This is a genomic window from Pseudomonas sp. Teo4, from assembly GCF_034387475.1.
Taxonomy (GTDB): Bacteria; Pseudomonadota; Gammaproteobacteria; order Pseudomonadales; family Pseudomonadaceae; genus Aquipseudomonas.
In genome coordinates, this window is the sequence record NZ_JAXCIL010000005.1 from 14,979 (window position 1) to 36,295 (window position 21,317).

Genomic DNA, 21,317 nt, shown 5'->3' on the forward strand with positions numbered 1-21,317 from the left:
CACCGTATCGAAACCACTACACACCCATTCGAATGGCTCCACGCAAGGGTTTGATCCTCCAACCCTTTTCCAATCCGATTCATCTGTAGCGTTTTCATTCCACAAAAATGTCGAATTCATTTCAACTAATCTCTAACTAATTGATTTAAAAGACTTTTTACATACTGGCCGCATTATTGCTAAGGGAAATCCAACCCAAGAGCGCGGAGCAACCGCGCCCAACGCCCTGCTTCCCGAGGAATTCCCATGAGCGAGTTGCGTTTCACCGAAGATCACGAATGGCTGCGCGTCGAAGCCGATGGCAGCGTCACCGTGGGCATCACCGCCTACGCCCAGAACGCCCTTGGCGATGTGGTCTACGTGCAACTGCCGGATCTGCAGCAGTACGACAAAGGTGCCGAAGCCTCCACCGTCGAATCGGTCAAGGCAGCCAGCGGCGTGTACATGCCCCTGAGCGGTGAAGTGGTCGCCGTCAACGAAGGCCTCAACGACAGCCCAGAGCTGGTCAACGAAGACCCGCTGGGCGAAGGCTGGTTCTTCCGCTTCATCCCCGCCGACATGAACGAAGTGGCTGCCCTGCTCGACCAGGACGCCTACGACCGCCTGATCAAAGCCAACGACGACGCTTGAGGAATCCGACCATGACCATCAACCTCGGCACCGCCAACGAATTCATCGCCCGTCACATCGGCCCACGCGCCGCCGACGAGCAAACCATGCTCGCCAGCCTGGGTTTCGACTCGCTGGAAGCCATGACCGCCGCGGTCATCCCCGACAGCATCAAGGGCACCAGCGTGCTGGGCAGCGAAGACGGCCAGAGTGAAGCCGACGCCCTTGCCGCGCTCAAAGCCATCGCCGGCAAGAACCAGCTGTTCAAGAGCTACATTGGCCAGGGCTACTACAACACCCACACCCCGGCGCCGATCCTGCGCAACCTGCTGGAAAACCCGGCCTGGTACACCGCCTACACCCCGTACCAGCCAGAAATTTCCCAGGGCCGCCTGGAAGCGCTGCTGAACTTCCAGACCCTGATCAGCGACCTCACCGGCCTGCCGATCGCCAACGCCTCGCTGCTCGACGAAGCGACCGCTGCCGCAGAGGCCATGACCTTCTGCAAACGCCTGTCGAAGAACAAGGCCAGCCACGCCTTCTTCGCCTCCAGCCACTGCCACCCGCAGACCCTCGACGTGCTGCGCACCCGTGCCGAACCGCTGGGCATCGAAATCGTGGTTGGCGACGAGCGCGAACTGACCGACGTCAGCGCCTTCTTCGGCGCCCTGCTGCAATACCCGGCCAGCAACGGTGAAGTGTTCGACTACCGTGAACTGGTGCAGCGTTTCCACGCCGCCAACGCACTGGTTGCCGTTGCCGCCGACCTGCTGGCCCTGACCCTGCTGACCCCGCCCGGCGAGTTCGATGCCGACGTGGCCATCGGCAGCGCCCAGCGCTTCGGCGTGCCACTGGGCTTCGGTGGCCCGCACGCGGCCTACTTCGCCACCCGCGACGCCTTCAAGCGTGACATGCCGGGCCGCCTGGTGGGCGTGTCGATCGACCGCTTCGGCAAGACCGCCCTGCGCCTGGCCATGCAAACCCGCGAGCAGCACATCCGCCGCGAGAAGGCCACCAGCAACATCTGCACCGCCCAGGTTCTGCTGGCCAACATCGCCAGCATGTACGCCGTGTACCACGGCCCGGCAGGCCTCAAGCGCATCGCCGAGCGTACCCACGCGCTGACCGCGATCCTGGCCGCCGGCCTGAAGACCCTGGGCATCGAAGTGGTTGGCGAAACCGCCTTCGACACCATCACCCTGGCCACCGGTGCCGCCACCGCCGGCCTGCACGACAAAGCCCGCGCCCAGCGCATCAACCTGCGCCAGATCGATGCCGGCCACCTGGGCCTGTCCCTCGATGAAACCAGCACCCAGGCTGACGTCGAAGCGCTCTGGCAAGTGCTGGCCGGCGACAAGGCCCAGCCTGACTTCGCCGCCCTGGCCGCCAGCACCGGTTCGCGCCTGCCTGCCGCGCTGCTGCGTCAGTCGGCCATCCTCGAGCACCCGGTGTTCAACCGCTACCACAGCGAAACCGAGCTGATGCGCTACCTGCGCCGCCTGGCCGACAAGGACCTGGCGCTGGACCGCAGCATGATCCCGCTGGGCTCGTGCACCATGAAGCTCAACGCCGCCAGCGAAATGATCCCGGTCACCTGGGCCGAGTTCGGCAACCTGCACCCGTTCGCCCCGGCCGAGCAGAGCCAGGGCTACCTGCAGATGACCACCGAGCTGGAAGCCATGCTCTGCGCCGCCACCGGTTACGACGCCGTGTCGCTGCAACCCAACGCCGGCTCTCAGGGCGAGTACGCCGGCCTGCTGGCCATCCGCGCCTACCACCGCAGCCGTGGCGAAGGCCACCGCGACATCTGCCTGATCCCGTCGTCGGCCCACGGCACCAACCCTGCGACCGCCCACATGGCCGGCATGCGCGTGGTGGTTACCGCGTGTGACGCCCGCGGCAACGTCGACGTGGAAGACCTGCGCGCCAAGGCCATCGAGCACCGCGAGCGCCTGGCCGCGATCATGATCACCTACCCGTCGACCCACGGTGTGTTCGAGGAAGCGATCGGCGAAATCTGCGCGATCATCCACGACAACGGCGGCCAGGTGTACATCGACGGCGCCAACATGAACGCCATGGTCGGCCTGTGCGCCCCAGGCAAGTTCGGCGGCGACGTGTCGCACCTGAACCTGCACAAGACCTTCTGCATTCCCCACGGCGGTGGCGGCCCGGGCGTCGGCCCGATCGGCGTCAAGTCGCACCTGGCACCGTTCCTGCCGGGCCACGCCCAGCTGGAAAACACCGAAGGTGCGGTGTGCGCCGCGCCGTTCGGCAGCGCCAGCATCCTGCCGATCACCTGGATGTACATCCGCATGATGGGCGGAGCCGGCCTCAAGCGTGCTTCGCAGATGGCCATTCTCAACGCCAACTACATCGCCCGCCGCCTGGAAGAGCACTATCCTGTTCTGTATACCGGTGGTAACGGCCTGGTTGCCCACGAGTGCATCCTCGACCTGCGTCCGCTCAAGGACACCAGCGGCATCAGCGTCGACGACGTGGCCAAGCGCCTGATCGACTTCGGTTTCCACGCCCCGACCATGTCCTTCCCGGTGGCCGGCACGTTGATGATCGAGCCGACCGAAAGCGAGTCCAAGGAAGAGCTGGACCGCTTCTGCGATGCGATGATCCAGATCCGCGAAGAAATCCGTGCGGTCGAGAACGGCAGCCTGGACAAGGACGACAACCCGCTTAAGAACGCCCCGCACACGGCGGCGGAACTGGTTGGCGAATGGGCTCACGGGTACAGCCGCGAGCAGGCAGTCTATCCGCTGCCGAGCCTGGTGGAGAGCAAGTACTGGCCACCTGTCGGCCGAGTCGACAACGTGTTTGGCGACCGCAACCTGGTGTGCGCTTGCCCGTCGATCGAGAGCTATCAGGACGCCTGAGGCGGTCTTTAAATAGCTGGGGCCGCTTCGCGGCCCATCGCGGGCTTCGCCAGCTCCCACAGGACCTTGTGTTGCTGCAAGTCCCGTGGGAGCTGGCGAAGCCTGCGATGGATCGCAAAGCGGTCCTGACCCTGCACCTGTCGCCTGCCTGAGCGAGGAGCACCGAAAATGTCCCTGAGCGTCTTCGACCTGTTCAAGATCGGCATCGGCCCCTCCAGCTCCCATACGGTCGGCCCGATGCGCGCAGCCGCACGCTTCGCCGAGGGGCTGCGCCGCGATGACCTGTTGAGCCGCACCGTCAGCGTCAAGGCCGAGCTGTATGGCTCGCTTGGTGCCACCGGCAAGGGCCACGGCAGTGACAAAGCGGTGTTGCTTGGCCTCGAAGGCGAGCACCCTGACACCGTCGACACCGAATCCATTCCCGCCCGCCTGCAGACGATCCGCAGCAGCGGTCACCTGCGCCTGCTCGGTGAACACGACATCACGTTCATCGAGAAGCAGCACCTGGCAATGATCCGCAAACCCCTGGCCTACCATCCCAACGGCATGATCTTTCGTGCCTTCGATGCGGCTGGTTTGCAGATCCGTAGCCGCGAGTACTACTCGGTGGGCGGTGGCTTCGTGGTAGACGAAGATGCCGCCGGTCAGGACCGCATCGTCGAGGACACCACGGTACTCACCTACCCCTTCAAGACCGCCAAGGAACTGCTCGGCCATTGCGTCGCGCAGCAGCTGTCGGTGAGCCAGATCATGCTCGCCAACGAAGCCGCCTGGCGCCCGGAAGCCGAAACCCGTGCCGGCCTGCTGCGCATCTGGCAAGTGATGCAGGACTGTGTCGAAGCCGGCTGCCGCCATGAAGGCATCTTGCCCGGAGGGCTCAAGGTCAAGCGTCGCGCCCCAGCGCTTTACCGCCAGCTCAGCCGCCACCCGGAAGCCAGCCTGCGCGATGCGCTGTCGGTGCTCGACTGGGTAAACCTCTATGCCTTGGCAGTGAACGAGGAAAACGCCTACGGCGGCCGCGTGGTCACCGCGCCGACCAACGGCGCCGCAGGCATCGTCCCGGCGGTGCTGCACTACTACATACGCTTCGTCCCAGGGGCCAGCGAGGATGGCGTGGTGAGGTTCCTGCTCACTGCCGCCGCCATCGGCATCCTGTACAAGGAAAACGCTTCGATATCAGGCGCCGAAGTCGGCTGCCAAGGTGAGGTCGGAGTGGCCTGTTCCATGGCAGCCGGCGCCCTGTGCGAAGTGATGGGTGGCACCCCGCAACAAGTGGAAAACGCCGCCGAGATCGGCATGGAACACAACCTGGGCCTGACCTGCGACCCGATCGGCGGGCTGGTCCAGGTGCCTTGCATCGAACGCAACGCCATGGGTTCGGTGAAGGCCATCAATGCGGTGCGCATGGCCTTGCGCGGTGACGGGCAGCACTACGTGTCGCTCGACAAGGTCATCCGCACCATGCGCCAAACCGGCGCCGATATGAAAAGCAAATACAAGGAGACCGCCCGCGGCGGTCTGGCCGTCAACATCATCGAATGTTGACCCGACAAACAACCAAGGAGTCATCGATGTCCGAAACACTGCTCAAGACCCCACTGCACGCCCTGCACCTGGAACTGGGTGCGCGCATGGTACCGTTCGCTGGCTATGACATGCCGGTGCAATACCCACTGGGCGTGCTCAAGGAACACCTGCACACCCGCGAGCAGGCCGGCCTGTTCGATGTCTCGCACATGGGCCAGATCATCCTGCGCGGCAGTGATGCGGCCAAGGCACTGGAAACCCTCGTGCCGGTGGATATCGCCGACCTGCCGGTAGGCATGCAGCGCTATGCCATGTTCACCAACGAGCAAGGCGGCATCCTCGATGACCTGATGGTCGCCAACCTGGGCGAAGACGTGCTGTTCCTGGTGGTCAACGCCGCCTGCAAGGACCAGGACCTGGCCCACCTGCAAAAGCACATCGGCGGGCGCTGTGAAGTTCAACCCCTGTTCGAGGAGCGTGCCCTGCTGGCCCTGCAAGGCCCGGCAGCGGTCAAGGTGCTGGAGCGCCTGGCGCCGGAAGTGGCGAGCATGACCTTCATGCAGTTCCGCCCGGTGAAGCTGCTGGGTGAAGACTGCTACGTCAGCCGTTCGGGCTATACCGGTGAAGACGGCTATGAAATCTCGGTACCGGTCAACGCTGCCGAAGCCCTGGCCCGTCGCCTGCTGGCCGAGCCCGAAGTACAGCCAATCGGCCTGGGTGCGCGCGACTCGCTACGCCTGGAAGCCGGTCTGTGCCTGTATGGCCACGACATGAATACCGAGACCACCCCCATCGAGGCGAGCCTGCTTTGGGCCATTTCCAAAGTTCGCCGTGCCGACGGTGCACGCGCTGGCGGTTTCCCTGGTGCCGAGGCGGTCTTTGCCCAACAGCAGCAAGGCGTGGCACGCAAACGAGTCGGCCTGCTGCCTCAAGAGCGCACGCCGGTGCGTGAGGGCGCGGACATCGTCGACGGCGAAGGCAAGATTGTCGGCAAGGTATGCAGCGGCGGCTTTGGCCCGACACTCGGCGCACCTGTGGCCATGGGTTATGTCGATAACGAACACAGCGCTATCGATACACCTCTGTTTGCCGTTGTCCGCGGCAAGCAGGTTGCCCTGAAAGTCAGCAAAATGCCTTTTGTTCCGCAACGTTACTATCGCGGTTGAAAGGCCATGTGACAGGTTCGACATATTCGTTTTCGAACCTGTCCAATAACTTTTGAACATGGCGCCAGGCCAGGCGCCATGCCGTTTCCGACAATTCGGTCGGTTATCGGCAAATCGCTGATTTCCTACAGTGCGAAGGGCTTGTTTTTCTCTTGGGAGTTGGCGTAGAGTCACTGCACTGTGTTTGCATGGGTCGCAACAGTTCGTGACCTGGGCCAGTAGCCGCAATTTGCTACAACCCGTTCGACGTCTCTTACTTTCCTGCAACCCAGCCCAGTACTCTTTCACCTCAAATAATGTGAAAGAAACTGTCATTAAAAATTTAAGCTTCATAGGAAATAAGACAATGGCTGAGCGTCAGAACGGTACCGTCAAGTGGTTCAATGACGAGAAAGGTTACGGCTTCATCACCCCAGAAAGCGGTCCGGATCTGTTCGTACACTTCCGCGCTATCGAAGGCAACGGCTTCAAGAGCCTGAAAGAAGGCCAAAAGGTCACCTTCGAAGCCGTGCAAGGCCAGAAAGGCATGCAGGCTGACAAGGTTCAGGTCGCCGGCTAAGCCGAACCCGACTTCGAAGAAAAGCCCCTGCCAAGTGCAGGGGCTTTTTTTTGCCCGTAGAATAGCGGCTTCGTCATACGGAGCTGCAACGCATGTCCAAGCCTCTGCTCACCCCTCAGGGAGATTTCCCACCCGCTGGCCTGGGCCGGCGCCTGGCGGCGATGTTCTATGACTTCCTGTTGTGCACGGCACTGCTGATCGTCACCGCAGGTGCTTACAAGATGATCCAGATGAGCATCATCGGCGAAGCCCGCATGCGCGAACTGACCGATGCCGGCGCGCTGGATGGCGACCCGCTGCTATCGACGATCCTGCTGTTTGCGTTGTTCGGCTTCTTCGCCAAATTCTGGACCCATGGTGGGCAGACGCTGGGAATGCAGGTGTGGGGGGTGCGCGTGCAGAACGCCGATGGCAGTGCCATCAGCCTGTGGCAAGCGCTGTTGCGCTTCGTGGTGTCGATTGCCTCTTGGCTGTGCCTGGGGATGGGGTTCTTCTGGGCACTGATCGATAAGCGCAAGCGCGGCTGGCATGACATCTATTCCGAGACGCAGTTGGTGCGAGTACCCAAACAGAAGAAGTGATATTGGCCGTAGGTGTAGGTCGAGAGGGCTGCAGCGCCTGCGAGATCGAGCGCCGCCCGCGCGGCGCATCGCGAGCAAGGCTCGCTCCTACGTTTGTTTACGGCCAGTAACGCCTATGACAGGCGCGCGCGACCGCCTTGTTTGCACGGCTCGATATTGCGTCGTGCACCAAAGCGTTCGCGCGAAAATCCCACAGGAAAAACTGGCCCGAAACAAACGTAGGAGCGAGCCTTGCTCGCGATGCGCCGCGCGGGCGGCGCTCGATCTCGCAAGCGCTACATCACTAAAGCCACACCATCATCACCCGGCCCGGCGCAACAGCCACAAACCAGCCACGGCGCAGATCCCTGCCGGGATCACCACCGCCAGCAGCGGCGGGAAGCCGAACACCTGGCTCGACGGGCCAAGCAGGTCCTGACCGATGCGGAACACGAAGCCTACCAGAACACCGGTGAACACCCGCTGGCCGAGCGTTACCGAGCGCAGAGGGCCGAAGATGAAGGAAATCGCCATCAGCACCAGCGCCGCGGTCACCGCAGGCTGCAGCACCTTGGTCCAGAACGCCAGCCAGTAACGTGCGTTGTTCAGACCCTGGTCGGACAGGTAGTGGATGTAGTCCCACAAGCCGGTGATCGACAACGACTCGGGTGCCAACACCACGGTATTGAGCAACTGCGGCGTAACCGAGACATCCCAGCGTTCCTGCGGCGCCTTCACCACTTCGGTGTGATCGCCACGGAAATAGGTGGTGCTGACGTCGCTGAGCACCCAGTGATCCTGACTGTACTGCGCACGGCGGGCGAAGCTTGAGGTGATGATCTTGCGCTCGTTGTCGAAACGGTACCGAGTCACGCCCAGCAGCAGGCCATTGGGCTGCACGGCGTTGATATGCACGAACTCGTCACCCTGACGGTGCCACATGCCGCGCTTGGAGCTTTGCGCCTCGCCCCCGCCCTGGGCCAGGGAACGGTCGGCCTGGGCCTTGTTCTCGGTAACCGGGGCGACGTATTCGCCAATCAGCAGGCCCACCAGCATCAGCACCAGCATCGGCTTCATCACCGCCCAGACGATGCGGCCGATGGAAACGCCGGCGGCGCGCATGATGGTCAGCTCACTGCTGCTGGCCAGGCTGCCGAGGCCGACCAGACAGCCGATCAATGCAGCCATCGGCAGCATTTCGTACAGACGGCGAGGTGCAGTCAGCAGCACGAAGTTGCCGGCCTCCATCACCGTGTAGGTGTCGCTCAGGTCGCTCATCTCATCGATGAAGGCAAACAGCGAGGCCAGCCCGAGGATGATCCCCAGTACCGCCAGAATGGCCAGCAGCACGCTCTGGCCGATGTAACGGTCGAGCTTAGCCATGGGCCACCTCCGCACGACGGGCGGCACGCTTGAGGCGCAGCGGTTCCCAATACATCAGGCCCAGACCGATGAGCAGGAACAGGCCATGCACCCACCAGATACCCAGGCCAATCGGCAACTTGCCCTTTTCCAGGGCGCCACGAACGGAAATCAGCATCGTCAGGTAGGCCATGTACAGAAGAATCGCCGGCAGCAGCTTGAGGAAGCGGCCCTGGCGCGGATTGACCCTGGCCAGCGGTACGGCCAGCAAGGTCACGATGAACACCAGAATCGGCAGCGACAGGCGCCATTGCAGCTCGGCGCGCTCGCGCAGGCCTTTCTGGCCGATCAGCTGGGAGGTCGGGATCGCTTCGCGCTCGGTCACTTCCTCGCTGACTTCAGGCTTGGGCAGCAACACCCCATAGGTGTCGTACTTGATGGCACGGTAATCGGCCTGGCCAGGGTTGCCGTCGTAACGGTAGCCGTTCTCCAGAACCAGATAGCGGTTGCCGTCGGCCTGCACTTCCTGGTGGCCTTTCTCGGCGACCAGCACCGACGGTGCACGGTCCTTGGTCTTGTCCTGGTTGAAGCGCTTCTCGGAAATGAACACGCCACCGAGGTTGATACGGTCGTCCGTCAGTTGCTCGGTGTAAGTCACCCGCGAGCCGTCACGCAGGGTCTGGAAACGGCCCGGCACCAGGGTGTCGAACTCGGTCAGGGCATCCTGCTGGCTGATGATCTGCTGGACCTGGGCAACGCCCAGTGGCGCCAGGCTCAGGCTCAGCCAGGCGACCAACACGGCCACCAGCGCCGCCGGGGCCATGGTCAGGCCAAGCAGGCGCTGCTGGCTCATGCCGGTGGCGGAAAGCACGGTCATCTCGCTTTCCAGGTACAGCCGGCCATAGGCCAGCAGAATGCCGAGGAACAGGCCCAGCGGCAGGATCAACTGCAGGAAACCCGGCAAGCGGAAACCCATGATCAGGAACAGTACGCTGGGGTCGAGCACGCCTTGGGCGGCCTGGGCCAGGTACTTGATGAAGCGCCCGCTCATGATGATCACCAGCAGCACGGCGCTGACGGCGCTCAAGGTCACCAGGACCTCGCGGGACAGATAACGAAAGACGATCAAACCAGACACTCCTGGGTTGTCAGGGGCGGACTGCCAAACAATGGCGCCAGACTATGACGTAGTACAGCCAGACCAATGCTGGTTCGCCAACGGCGAACCTCCATAAAAAGTGCGCGCATTATCCTGTGATTGACCGCGCCTGTCACTTGGCCGCGCATGAAGCCGCACTTCGGGGTTGTCAGCACGCTTGTCGCAGGCTCAAACTGGCAGCTTTTCCACTGGCACGCGACCACGCGGCCAAGCCCGCCCGGCGCACGCAAACATTCAGCGCCTACGGTAAAGATCATTCGGGGACCCTGACATGGAACTGGTTGTAAAAAGCGTAGCCGCTGCATCCGTGAAAACCGCAACGCTGGTCGTACCGGTTGGTGAAGGCCGCAAACTCGGCGCTGTCGCCAAGGCCGTCGACCAAGCCACCGATGGCGCCATCAGCGCTCTGCTTAAGCGTGGCGACCTGGCCGGCAAGCCTGGCCAGACCCTGCTGCTGCACAGCCTGCCGGGGCTCAAGGCCGAGCGCGTGCTGCTGGTCGGCAGCGGCAAGGACGAGGCGCTTGGCGATCGCGGCTGGCGCAAGCTGGTCGCCAGCGTGGCCGGTGTGTTGAAGAACCTGGGCGGCGGCGATGCCGTGCTGGCTCTGGATGACATCGCCGTGAGCAACCGCGATGCCCACTACGGCAAGTTCCGCCTGCTGGCCGAAACCCTGCTCGACGGCGAGTACGTGTTCGACCGTTTCAAGAGCCAGAAAGCCGAACCGCGTGCCCTGAAGAAAATCACCCTGCTGACCGACAAGGCCGGCCAGGCCGAGGCCGAGCGCGCCGTCAAGCACGCCAGCGCCATCGCTACTGGCATGGCCTTCACCCGCGACCTGGGCAACCTGCCGCCGAACCTGTGCCACCCAAGCTACCTGGCCGAACAGGCCAAGGACCTGGGCAAGGCGCACAAGGCGCTGAAGGTCGAAGTGCTGGATGAGAAGAAAATCAAGGACCTGGGCATGGGCGCCTTCTACGCCGTAGGCCAGGGCAGCGACCAACCTCCGCGCCTGATCGTGCTCAACTACCAGGGCGGCAAGAAGAGCGAAAAACCGTTCGTGCTGGTCGGCAAGGGCATCACCTTCGACACCGGCGGCATCAGCCTCAAGCCTGGCGCCGGCATGGATGAAATGAAGTTCGACATGTGCGGTGCCGCCAGCGTGTTCGGCACCCTGCGCGCGGTGCTGGAACTGCAACTGCCGATCAACCTGGTGTGCCTGCTGGCGTGTGCCGAGAACATGCCAAGCGGTGGCGCGACCCGCCCTGGCGACATCGTCACCACCATGAGCGGCCAGACCGTGGAAATCCTCAACACCGACGCCGAAGGCCGTCTGGTGCTGTGCGATACCCTGACCTACGCCGAACGCTTCAAGCCCCAGGCGGTGATCGACATTGCCACCCTGACCGGCGCCTGCATCGTCGCTCTGGGCAGCCACACTTCGGGCCTGATGGGCAACAATGACGAACTGGTCGGCCAGTTGCTCGACGCCGGCAAACGCGCCGACGACCGCGCCTGGCAGCTGCCGCTGTTCGATGAGTACCAGGAACAGTTGGACAGCCCGTTCGCCGACATGGGCAACATCGGTGGCCCGAAGGCCGGCACCATCACCGCTGGCTGCTTCCTGTCGCGCTTCGCCAAGGCCTACAACTGGGCGCACCTGGACATCGCCGGCACTGCCTGGATCAGCGGCGGCAAGGACAAGGGCGCCACTGGCCGTCCGGTTCCGCTGCTGACCCAGTACCTGCTGGACCGCGCTGGCGCCTGAAGCCGTGAAACCGGTGGCGCCCCGTGCGCCACCGGCCGGCAGAACACATCATGAGCAAAGTCGATTTCTACATCCTGCCCACCGACTCCCTGTCGGCGCGGCTGGATTTCGCCTGCAAGCTGTGCGAGAAGGCCTGGCGGCTCGGCCACCGGGTCTACCTGCATTGCCAGGACGCCGAGCAGCGCAATGAGCTGGACCAGCGCCTATGGCGCTTCAAGGGCGAGGCGTTCGTACCTCACGACCTGGCCGAGGCGCATGCCGATGCCAGGGTAGCCTTAGGCCTGGCTGACGATGCTGGCGACCACCGTGACCTGCTGATCAACCTCGGCGCTTCGGTGCCAGGGTTCGTCGACCAGTTCGAACGGGTTGCCGAAATCGTCGTCGAGGAGCCCGGTATCCGCCAATCCGCACGCGAACGATTCCGTTTCTACCGCGAACGGGGCTATGCTCTGCAAGACCACCGCTTACAGCGACTTTGACGACGATGGACAAGCCTTCCGCCCTACCCGATTCCACCCATCTGCTCGACGACCTGGAGTCGATTCGCCAGCTTCTGGGTGACGCCAACCTGCAACCGCCGTTGCTGACCGAAACGGTCGAACAGATTCCCTTGCTGCTCGACGAGCCTGCTGGCAACCCGCCGGTGAATGCGGCACCGCCTGCCGCCGCGCCAGAGGACGACCCGCAGACCCGCCGCCAGGACACCCTCCTGCACCTGGAGAGCGAACTTCGCGCCGCCGCGCAGCAGATCATGCAGGACGTGATCAACGACTTCACCCCGCACATCGAGAACGAAATCAAGCGCCGGCTGGATGCGCGCATGGAGCGGTTGATCAAGCGTTCGGAGTAAGCTGCACCAGCCCTATCGCCGGCAAGCCGGCTCCCACAGGCAAAACGTTGGCCGCGAGACCGACGCTGAACCTGTGGGAGCCGGCTTGCCGGCGATAGGGCCGGTACAGGCAGCAGTCGCCTGCGGCCCCCACCTTGGTTATACTTCCCGGCTTTCCCGAATTAATGCCATAGGGTCCCGCCGCGCATGGATAAGACCTACCAGCCGCACGCCATCGAAACTTCCTGGTACAACACCTGGGAGTCCGAGAACTATTTCGCCCCGCAAGGTGCAGGCGAGTCCTACACCATCATGATCCCGCCGCCGAACGTGACGGGTAGCCTGCACATGGGCCACGGCTTCAACAACGCGATCATGGACGCCCTGATCCGTTTCCGCCGCATGCAGGGCCGTAACACCCTGTGGCAGCCAGGTACCGACCACGCCGGTATCGCCACCCAGATGCTGGTCGAGCGCCAGCTCGAAGCCAAGGGCCAGAACCGCCACGACCTGGGCCGCGAAGCCTTCCTGGACAAGGTCTGGGAATGGAAAGAGCAATCCGGCGGCAACATCAGCCGTCAGATCCGCCGCCTGGGCTCGTCCGTTGACTGGAGCCGCGAGCGCTTCACCATGGACGACGGCCTGTCCGAAGCGGTCAAGGAAGCCTTCGTGCGCCTGCACGAAGACGGCCTGATCTACCGCGGCAAGCGCCTGGTCAACTGGGACACCAAGCTGCACACCGCCATCTCCGACCTGGAAGTTGAAAACCACGACGAGAAAGGCCACCTGTGGAACCTGCGTTACCCGCTGGCCGACGGCGCGAAAACCGCGGAAGGCAAGGACCACCTGGTCGTCGCCACCACCCGTCCGGAAACCCTGCTGGGTGACGCGGCGGTCGCCGTCAACCCGAACGACGAGCGCTACCAGGCCCTGATCGGCAAGTTCGTCGAGCTGCCGCTGGTCGGCCGTCGTATTCCGATCATCGCCGACGATTACTGCGACCCGGAGTTCGGCACCGGCTGCGTGAAGATCACCCCGGCCCACGACTTCAACGACTATGAAGTCGGCAAGCGCCACAACCTGCCGCTGCTCAACATCTTCGACAAGAACGCCCTGGTGCTGGCAAGCGCTCAGGCCTTCAACCTCGACGGCAGCGTCAACGAGCAGATCGACACCAGCCTGCCCGCCCAGTACGCCAACCTGGACCGCTTCGTCGCGCGCAAGCAGATCGTCGCCGACCTGGACGCCCAAGGCCTGCTGGTAAGCATCGATGACCACGCCCTGAAAGTGCCGAAAGGCGACCGTTCGGGCACCGTCATCGAGCCGTGGCTGACCGACCAGTGGTATGTTTCCACCAAACCGCTGGCCGAGCCTGCCATCGCCGCCGTGGAAGACGGCCGTATCCAGTTCGTGCCCAAGCAGTACGAAAACATGTACTTCTCCTGGATGCGCGACATCCAGGACTGGTGCATCAGCCGTCAGCTGTGGTGGGGCCACCGCATTCCGGCCTGGTACGACGAGGCCGGCCAGGTCTATGTCGGCCGCAACGAAGAAGAAGTCCGTGCCAAGCACAACCTGGGTGCCGACGTGGTCCTGCGTCAGGACGACGACGTACTCGACACCTGGTTCAGCTCGGGCCTGTGGACCTTCTCCACCCTGGGCTGGCCGGAACAGACCGAGTTCCTGAAGACCTTCCACTCCACCGACGTGCTGGTCACCGGCTTCGACATCATCTTCTTCTGGGTTGCGCGCATGATCATGCTGACCATGCACCTGATCAAGAACGAAGACGGCACCCCGCAAGTACCGTTCAAGACCGTCTACGTGCACGGTCTGGTGCGCGACGGCCAGGGCCAGAAAATGTCCAAGTCCAAGGGCAACGTCCTGGACCCGCTGGACATCGTCGATGGCATCACCCTCGACGCCCTGCTGGAAAAACGTACCAGCGGCATGATGCAGCCCAAGCTTGCCGAGAAGATCGCCAAGCAGACCAAGGCCGAGTTCCCCGAAGGCATCGCCAGCTACGGCACCGACGCCCTGCGCTTCACCTTCTGCTCGCTGGCTTCCACCGGTCGTGACATCAAGTTCGACATGGGCCGCGTCGAGGGTTACCGCAACTTCTGCAACAAGATCTGGAACGCTGCCCGCTACGTCCTGGACAAGGGCGAAGACTGCGGCCAGAACGGCGAGGCCTACGAGCTGTCGCTGGCCGACCGCTGGATCATCTCGCAGCTGCAACGTACCGAAGCCGAAGTCACCCGCCAGCTCGAGCAATTCCGCTTCGACTTGGCCAGCCAGGCCCTGTACGAGTTCATCTGGAACCAGTACTGCGACTGGTACCTGGAGCTGTCCAAGCCGGTTCTGTGGGACGAGAACGCCCCGGTCGAGCGCGCCCGTGGTACCCGTCGCACCCTGGTGCGCGTGCTGGAAGTGGCCCTGCGCCTGGCCCACCCGTTCATGCCGTTCATCACCGAAGAAATCTGGCAGCGCATCGCGCCGCTGGCCGGCATCGACGGCAAGACCATCATGCTGCAACCGTGGCCGGTGGCGAACGAAGCACGCATCGACGTCGCCGCCGAAGGCGATATCGAGTGGCTGCAACAGCTGATGGTCGGCCTGCGCAACATCCGCGCCGAAATGAACATCGGCCCAGGCAAGCCGCTGCCGCTGTTCCTGAAGAACGCCAATGCCGACGACCAGCGTCGCCTGCTGGAAAACGAAGCGTTGCTGAAGAAGCTGGCCAAGGTCGAATCGTTCACCGTACTCGGTGAGCAGGACGAGGCCCCGCTGTCGGCCACCGCACTGGTGGGTGACCTGCAGGTGCTGGTACCGATGGCCGGCCTGATCGACAAGGACGCTGAACTGGCTCGCCTGAACAAGGAGATCCAGCGTCTGCAAGGCGAAGTGGCACGCGTGGGTGGCAAGCTGTCCAATGCCGCCTTCGTCGACAAGGCACCGCCTGCGGTGATCGAGAAGGAACGCGCCAAGCTGGCCGAGTCCGAGCAGGCCCTGGCCAACTTCACCGAGCAGCATGCGCGGATTGCTGCGCTGTAACTTAAAGTGAAGCCTTAGCGGGCTGCTTTGCAGCCCATCGCCGCGGTTCGTCGCCACGACAAGCCGGCTCCCACAACCTGTGGTAGCCGGCTTGTCGTGGCGACGAACCGCGGCGATGCTTTTTCAGGACCCTACCATGACCGACAAACCCACCCTGCACCCGCGCAACCGCCACCAGGGCCGCTACGACTTCCTCAGCCTGATCAAGGCGCACCCTGACCTGGCTCGCTTCACCATCACCAACCCCCACGGCAAACCCAGCATCGACTTCGCCAACCCCGAAGCCGTGCGGGTGTTCAACCGTGCCCTGTTGAAGGCCCAGTACGGCATCCAGCACTGGGATATCCCTGCCGATTACCTATGCCCGCCGATTCCAGGCCGCGCCGACTATGTCCACGTGGCCGCCGACCTGCTGGCCGAGGACAACGCTGGCGAAATCCCCAAGGGCCCACAGGTGCGCGCGCTCGATATCGGTGTAGGTGCCAACTGCATCTACCCTCTGCTGGGCCATAGCGACTACCGCTGGCGCTTCCTGGGGTCGGACATCGACCCCGTGGCCCTGGCATCGGCCAAGGCCATCGTCCAGGCCAATGGCCTGAGCAAGGGCATTACCCTGCGCCAGCAGGCCAACCGCAAGCACATCCTCAGCGGCCTGCTGCAAGAGGACGAACGCTTTGACCTGACGCTGTGCAACCCACCCTTCCACGCTTCCCGCGACGAAGCCACCCGTGGCAGCCAGCGCAAGTGGAAAAACCTGGGCAAGCAGGACCCCAAGCGCAAGTTGCCTGTGCTGAATTTCGGTGGGCAAAACAACGAACTGTGGTGCGAGGGCGGTGAGATCCGCTTCGTCACGCAGCTGGTTGGGGAAAGCGTGCAGTACGCTGAGCAAGTTTTGTGGTTCACCAGCCTGGTGTCCAAGGCCAGCAACCTGCCAGGCATCGAGGCCGCGCTGAAAAAGGCCGGGGCCAAGGCGGTGCGTATCGTCGAAATGGGCCAGGGGCAGAAGCAGAGCCGCATGGTTGCCTGGAGCTTCCAGGATGACGCCGCGCGCCAGGCCTGGCACGCCCGGCGCAAATCACAGGCATGAAAAAACCGCGCCCGGGCAAGCCGGGCGCGGTTTCATCAAGACATCGACAATTACTTGTTGATGGCGTCGGTCAGGGCTTTGGCCGGAACGAACTTGACGACTTTCTTGGCAGCGATTTCGATGGCAGCGCCAGTCGAAGGGTTGCGGCCGGTACGGGCAGGACGCTCGGAGACTTTCAGCTTGCCGATGCCTGGCAGGGTGATTTCAGCGCCGTTTTCCAGTTGGTCAGCAACGATCTGGCCCAGTTGCTCCAGAGCGTTTTTAGCGGTGGCTTTTGGCGCGGCGATCGATTCGGCGATGTCGGCAATCAGTTGGTCTTTGGTCAATGCCATGGTGGTGTTCCTTCCCTAAAAATTCAGAGGTTATGCAGCGTGCTACGTCGTTATCGGGCCAGCCCCTGAATAATGGAGGGCCGCGCCAATCGCGAATGTAGATTCGAAAATCGGCGTTTGGTTCGACACGACGCCAGCAACTGCCAGCAATGCGCCACTTGAGGGGGCGCAAGACCGCGCAAAGCTACCACAGGAATGGATAAATATCCGCTGCCAACTTCGATTTTGTGTAGGTTTTTCGGGGGTTTGGCCCGAAAACGCAAAAAATTGAACAAAAAACGAACAACAGGCATTTACGCCAACATCTGGCCACTGCATCGCCAGTGCACTCAGGTAAACTGAGCGACTTTGCAGCGCGGCTATGCACCGCCCAACCCCATTCGAGAATTCCATGCCAATCCGTCATTGCATCGTTCACCTGATCGACAAGAAGCCCGATGGCAGCCCCGCCGTGCTGCATGCACGTGACAGCGAGCTTGGCGCATCGGACGCCATCGAAAACCTGCTGGCCGACCTCAACGACAGCTACAACGCCAAGCAAGGCAAAGCCTGGGGATTCTTCCACGGTGAATCCGGCGCCTACCCGCTCAGCGGTTGGCTGAAGCAATACCTGGAAGACGAAAAAGACTTCACTGCCTTCAGCCGTGTGGCGGTCGAGCACCTGCAAAAGCTGATGGAAGAGTCCAACCTCTCCACCGGTGGGCATATCCTTTTTGCCCATTATCAACAAGGCATGACCGAGTACCTGGCCATTGCCCTGCTGCACCACAGCGAAGGCGTGGCGGTGAACGCCGAGCTGGATGTCACCCCTTCACGTCACCTGGACCTGGGTCAACTACACCTGGCCGCGCGCATCAACTTGTCCGAGTGGAAGAACAACCAGAATTCCAAACAGTACATCTCGTTCATCAAAGGCAAGAATGGCAAGAAGGTTTCGGACTACTTCCGCGACTTCATCGGCTGCCAGGAAGGGGTCGACGGCCCTGGGGAAACCCGCACCCTGCTCAAGGCATTCAGCGACTTCGTCGAGAGCGAAGACCTGCCGGAGGAGTCTGCACGCGAGAAGACCCAGACCCTGGTCGAGTACGCCACCACCCAGACCAAGCTTGGTGAGCCAGTGACGCTGGAAGAGCTGTCCAGCTTGATCGACGAAGATCGCCCCAAGGCGTTCTACGATCACATCCGCAACAAGGACTACGGGCTGTCGCCGGAGATCCCGGCCGATAAACGCACCCTCAACCAGTTCCGCCGCTTCACCGGTCGTGCCGAAGGGCTGTCGATCAGCTTCGAGGCGCATTTGCTGGGGGACAAGGTGGAATATGACGAGGTCGCCGGCACCCTGATCATCAAAGGCCTGCCGACCACGCTGGTGGATCAGCTCAAGCGCCGCAAGGACTGATCTTGCCAGGGGCCGCTGCGCAGCCTATCGCGGGCAAGCCCGCCCCTACAGGGCCTGCGCTGCGATACCGGCACCATAGGAGGCCACCAACGCCTCCTTGGCCGACTTGCGCAGCTTCTTCACCAGCCGCTCCTGACGCAGCGCCTCGCCTTTATCCGGCCACTGCTCGACGTATACCAGTGCCTGGGCAGGGCTGGTCTTGAAGTAACGGGCGCCCTGCCCCTTCTGATGCGCGATGAACCGCCGCTGCGGATCATCACTGATGCCGCAGTACAACGAGCCATTGGCAGCCCGCACCAGGTACACGTACCAAGGTTTGCCGGCAGGATTCTCGACTACTTCGCTCACGATGCTTCGAACTGATGATAAAGCCGACAGCTTACCCGCTCAGCGCCCTTGCTGAAACGCACGCAGCCCTTTGAACGCTTGCTGACGCACCTTGTTCTGCAGCATGGGTGACCATCCCAGCAGCACACCCGGCAGCCCCAGCGCCTGACGCGACCAGCGCCACAGGTCGAAGCTGTCTTCGTGCTGGCAGATCAGGCCATCGCGGATGACGAAGCGCGCCTGGATATCGTTTATGACGACACGGCCGGTCTGGCTGAACAGGTAGGTGGCCACCCAATGTGCGCAACCGCTGTCCTGATTGGCCCTGACCTGGTCGAAGGTCAGGGAAAAGTCTTTGGCGCGAGTGGTGAGCATGCGCCACATGTCACCGGCATCCTGGCCACGCAGGGTGCCGAACACCGGGTCGCTGAAAACGACATCGTCGCTGTAGCACGCCACCATGGCCTCGGCGTCCAGGCGTTGGAAGGCCTGGTAGAAGCGGTTGATCAAGTCACGATTGGCGTCGCTCATGGGGAAGGTCCGTCCAGGGAATCGAAAGGTGCACGATAATCCGTGGCACGAGGCAATGCCATGCCCATTCGCAACATGAATGTTTGTTGGGTCGGTACCGGCTTCTTCGCGGGTAAACCCGCGAAGATCTTCAGACTTTTTCACTACTCACCTGCACATGCAAAGCCCGCCCCGCCCCAAGCCCGAACACGATGGCGCCGATACCCAACACAGCAAAGATCCAGCCCACCGCCGCCCAACCCCCGGTCAGGTCGTGCACGACCCCGACGGCGAACGGCCCCATTGAGGCCAGCGTATAGCCAACGCCTTGGGCCATGCTCGACAGGTTGGCAGCCACATGCGCGTCCCTGGAACGCAGGACGATCAGTGTCAGCGCCAGGGCGAAGGTGCCGCCCTGGCCAAGCCCCAGCACCACGGCCCAGCCCCATAGCCCGGAAAGCGGCGCATACAGGCAACCGAACAACCCTGCCAGCGTAAGCAGCATGACGATCACGATCGCCACGCGCTGGTCCTTGCTTCGGGTGGCCAGCCACGGCGCACTGAGCGAACTGACCAGTTGCACGATCACCGAGCCGGACAGCACCAGCCCTGCCTGGGTCGGACTCAAGCCGCGCCCGATCAGAATCGACGGCAGCCAGCCAAAGACGATGTACGCCAGCGACGACTGCAGCCCCATGTAGAGCGTGACCTGCCAGGCCAGCGGATCACGCCACAGCCCGCGAACGCGATAAGCGACCTTGTGCAGCCCGTGCCCCTGGCGCGCCTGGGGCAACCAGACGAGCATCGCCAAGAATGCCGGCACCACCCAGAACCCCAGCCCCATTGCCCAGCTACCCTCGAATCGAGTGGCCAGAGGCACCGTGGCGCCCGCTGCTATCGCAGCCCCCAGGCATAGCGCCATGGTGTAGACGCCGGTCAGCGTGCCGGCATGTTGCGGAAAATCGCGTTTGACGATGCCGGGTAACAGCACACCGATGATGCCAATGCTCGCACCGGCCACCAGGCTACCCACAAACACACCGGCTACGCCGAGTGTGCTGCGCACCAGAATACCCAGCGCCAGGGTCAGCAGAATGCCCAGAATCACCCGCTCGCTACCGAAACGGCGCGCCAGAATCGGCGCCAGCGGTGCGAACAAGCCAAGGCAAAGCACTGGCAGCGTGGTCAGCAATCCAGCCTCGGACCCCGTCAAACCCAGCCCTGCAGAAACCTGGCCCAGCACCGGCGCCATGCTCGACAATGCCGGGCGCAGGTTCAGCGCCACCAGTACCAGGCCAAGCAACAGCAACCATGGCCGGACCAGGACCACCGGCTGCTGTTGTACTTGCTCGTCGTCGGCCTCAGCGTCGATCAGCAGTTCGTCGAACTCCCGCTCGACAGCCGTCGTGTTTCGGGTCATTGGTTCAGCCATGGCCTTCTCGATATCAGGATTCAATGAGGGTACGGCTCAGGCACTTGGCCCGCTCCGGATCGCGCTGTTCGATGGCCTCTAGAATCTGCCCGTGCAGATCGAAGGTCGCCTGGCTGCGTGGGACCGTAGCCATGTTGTGTTGCAGTGCTGCGGCCACCACACCGGAGAAATAGCGATACAACTCGCTCAACGCCGGGTTGTGGGCGGCATCTACCAGCCGCTGGTGGAACACCAGATCGCAGCTCACGTAGGCATCGACGTCACCGTGAAAGTGTTCACCACTGCCTTGCAGCGCTTCACGCAAGCCTTGAATGTCCGCTTCAGTGCGGCGCAGGGCTGCCAGGCCGATGGCTTCGGTTTCCAGAATGTGCCGCGTTTCCCGGGCTTGCTCAGGGGTGCAGCGCGACATGGCCAACACCGCCTGCAACGGGTCCTGGGCAGTGCGCAGGTAGCTGCCATCACCCTGACGGATCTCCACCAGGCCGCTGAATGCCAGCACGCGCATGGCTTCACGAACGGTGTTACGGCTGATGCCCAACTCCAGGGCCAGTTCGGGCTCGGTCGGCAGGCGTTGGCCGACTTTCCAGTCGCCCTGAAGAATACGCTCACGCATGCGCTCGACCGCTAGCTCGACCAGCGAGCGCCTGGACAATTCACTGCTCATTTCATTCAACCAATCATCCGATGAATTTTCGAAGCTTAATGCAAGCCATGATCAACATCAAACCACCTGGCATTTCTGCCAGTTGTGG

The 21,317-nt window shown here is 62.8% G+C and carries 19 protein-coding genes; 12 read left to right on the forward strand and 7 right to left on the reverse strand.

Going from position 1 to position 21,317, the window contains the following annotated elements; all coding sequences use genetic code 11:
- Positions 1-246 precede the first annotated feature (246 nt).
- The 6 genes from gcvH (at position 247) to PspTeo4_RS28935 (ending at position 7,330) form a co-directional block, all read left to right on the forward strand.
- The gene (gene gcvH / locus PspTeo4_RS28910) at positions 247-630 is read left to right on the forward strand and encodes a glycine cleavage system protein GcvH (protein ID WP_322367015.1); all 384 of its coding nucleotides are present in this window, start codon (positions 247-249) and stop codon (positions 628-630) included.
- An 11-nt stretch (positions 631-641) separates the two neighbouring features.
- A complete protein-coding gene (gene gcvP / locus PspTeo4_RS28915; protein ID WP_322367016.1) occupies positions 642-3,497 on the forward strand; it encodes an aminomethyl-transferring glycine dehydrogenase in 2,856 nt (951 codons plus the stop codon).
- Between the two features lie 168 nt (positions 3,498-3,665).
- A complete protein-coding gene (locus PspTeo4_RS28920; protein WP_322367017.1) occupies positions 3,666-5,042 on the forward strand; it encodes an L-serine ammonia-lyase in 1,377 nt (458 codons plus the stop codon).
- Between the two features lie 26 nt (positions 5,043-5,068).
- Positions 5,069-6,190 (forward strand): glycine cleavage system aminomethyltransferase GcvT, encoded by a 1,122-nt coding sequence (gene gcvT / locus PspTeo4_RS28925; protein ID WP_322367018.1) that lies wholly within the window; start codon positions 5,069-5,071, stop codon positions 6,188-6,190.
- A 346-nt stretch (positions 6,191-6,536) separates the two neighbouring features.
- The gene (locus tag PspTeo4_RS28930; RefSeq protein WP_003257941.1) at positions 6,537-6,749 is read left to right on the forward strand and encodes a cold-shock protein; all 213 of its coding nucleotides are present in this window, start codon (positions 6,537-6,539) and stop codon (positions 6,747-6,749) included.
- Positions 6,750-6,841: 92 nt separating this feature from the next.
- Positions 6,842-7,330, forward strand: a complete 489-nt coding sequence (locus tag PspTeo4_RS28935; RefSeq protein WP_322367020.1) for an RDD family protein — start codon at positions 6,842-6,844, stop codon at positions 7,328-7,330.
- A gap of 300 nt (positions 7,331-7,630) precedes the next feature.
- Here the strand turns inward: PspTeo4_RS28935 and lptG are convergent, their stop codons facing one another.
- Together lptG and lptF are read right to left on the reverse strand one after the other, a co-directional pair.
- On the reverse strand, positions 7,631-8,692 hold the full coding sequence (gene lptG / locus PspTeo4_RS28940; RefSeq protein ID WP_322367021.1) for an LPS export ABC transporter permease LptG: 1,062 nt from the start codon (positions 8,690-8,692) through the stop codon (positions 7,631-7,633).
- The gene (gene lptF, locus PspTeo4_RS28945; protein ID WP_322367022.1) at positions 8,685-9,800 is read right to left on the reverse strand and encodes an LPS export ABC transporter permease LptF; all 1,116 of its coding nucleotides are present in this window, start codon (positions 9,798-9,800) and stop codon (positions 8,685-8,687) included. Before lptF ends, lptG begins: the two co-directional genes overlap by 8 nt.
- Positions 9,801-10,101: 301 nt before the next feature.
- On the opposite strand from lptF, the gene PspTeo4_RS28950 reads away from it, so the two are divergent.
- The 5 genes from PspTeo4_RS28950 (at position 10,102) to rlmF (ending at position 16,565) form a co-directional block, all read left to right on the forward strand.
- Positions 10,102-11,595, forward strand: coding sequence for a leucyl aminopeptidase (locus PspTeo4_RS28950; protein WP_322367023.1), 1,494 nt, complete (start codon positions 10,102-10,104; stop codon positions 11,593-11,595).
- Between the two features lie 50 nt (positions 11,596-11,645).
- Complete coding sequence (locus PspTeo4_RS28955; RefSeq protein ID WP_322367024.1) at positions 11,646-12,074, forward strand: DNA polymerase III subunit chi; 429 nt, start codon at positions 11,646-11,648, stop codon at positions 12,072-12,074.
- Positions 12,075-12,079: 5 nt separating this feature from the next.
- The gene (locus PspTeo4_RS28960; RefSeq protein WP_322367025.1) at positions 12,080-12,445 is read left to right on the forward strand and encodes a DNA polymerase III subunit chi; all 366 of its coding nucleotides are present in this window, start codon (positions 12,080-12,082) and stop codon (positions 12,443-12,445) included.
- A gap of 186 nt (positions 12,446-12,631) precedes the next feature.
- On the forward strand, positions 12,632-15,478 hold the full coding sequence (locus PspTeo4_RS28965) for a valine--tRNA ligase (protein ID WP_322367026.1): 2,847 nt from the start codon (positions 12,632-12,634) through the stop codon (positions 15,476-15,478).
- Positions 15,479-15,614: 136 nt separating this feature from the next.
- Entirely contained in the window at positions 15,615-16,565 is a 951-nt protein-coding gene (gene rlmF, locus PspTeo4_RS28970; RefSeq protein ID WP_322367027.1) for a 23S rRNA (adenine(1618)-N(6))-methyltransferase RlmF, read from the forward strand.
- Between the two features lie 50 nt (positions 16,566-16,615).
- Here the strand turns inward: rlmF and PspTeo4_RS28975 are convergent, their stop codons facing one another.
- On the reverse strand, positions 16,616-16,897 hold the full coding sequence (locus PspTeo4_RS28975) for an HU family DNA-binding protein (RefSeq protein WP_023382125.1): 282 nt from the start codon (positions 16,895-16,897) through the stop codon (positions 16,616-16,618).
- 391 nt (positions 16,898-17,288) lie between these two features.
- Between PspTeo4_RS28975 and yejK the strand changes: the two genes are divergently transcribed.
- A complete protein-coding gene (yejK, locus tag PspTeo4_RS28980; RefSeq protein WP_322367028.1) occupies positions 17,289-18,296 on the forward strand; it encodes a nucleoid-associated protein YejK in 1,008 nt (335 codons plus the stop codon).
- 45 nt (positions 18,297-18,341) lie between these two features.
- On the opposite strand, the gene PspTeo4_RS28985 is transcribed toward yejK, so the two are convergent.
- The 4 genes from PspTeo4_RS28985 to PspTeo4_RS29000 form a co-directional block, all read right to left on the reverse strand.
- Complete coding sequence (locus tag PspTeo4_RS28985; protein ID WP_322367029.1) at positions 18,342-18,644, reverse strand: GIY-YIG nuclease family protein; 303 nt, start codon at positions 18,642-18,644, stop codon at positions 18,342-18,344.
- A 39-nt stretch (positions 18,645-18,683) separates the two neighbouring features.
- Positions 18,684-19,154 (reverse strand): nuclear transport factor 2 family protein, encoded by a 471-nt coding sequence (locus PspTeo4_RS28990; RefSeq protein ID WP_322367030.1) that lies wholly within the window; start codon positions 19,152-19,154, stop codon positions 18,684-18,686.
- A 130-nt stretch (positions 19,155-19,284) separates the two neighbouring features.
- Positions 19,285-20,565 (reverse strand): CynX/NimT family MFS transporter, encoded by a 1,281-nt coding sequence (locus PspTeo4_RS28995; protein ID WP_322367031.1) that lies wholly within the window; start codon positions 20,563-20,565, stop codon positions 19,285-19,287.
- A gap of 13 nt (positions 20,566-20,578) precedes the next feature.
- Positions 20,579-21,229 carry a FadR/GntR family transcriptional regulator gene (locus PspTeo4_RS29000; protein WP_322367032.1) on the reverse strand — a complete coding sequence of 217 codons (651 nt, stop codon included), beginning with the start codon at positions 21,227-21,229 and terminating at the stop codon, positions 20,579-20,581.
- Positions 21,230-21,317: the final 88 nt, after the last annotated feature.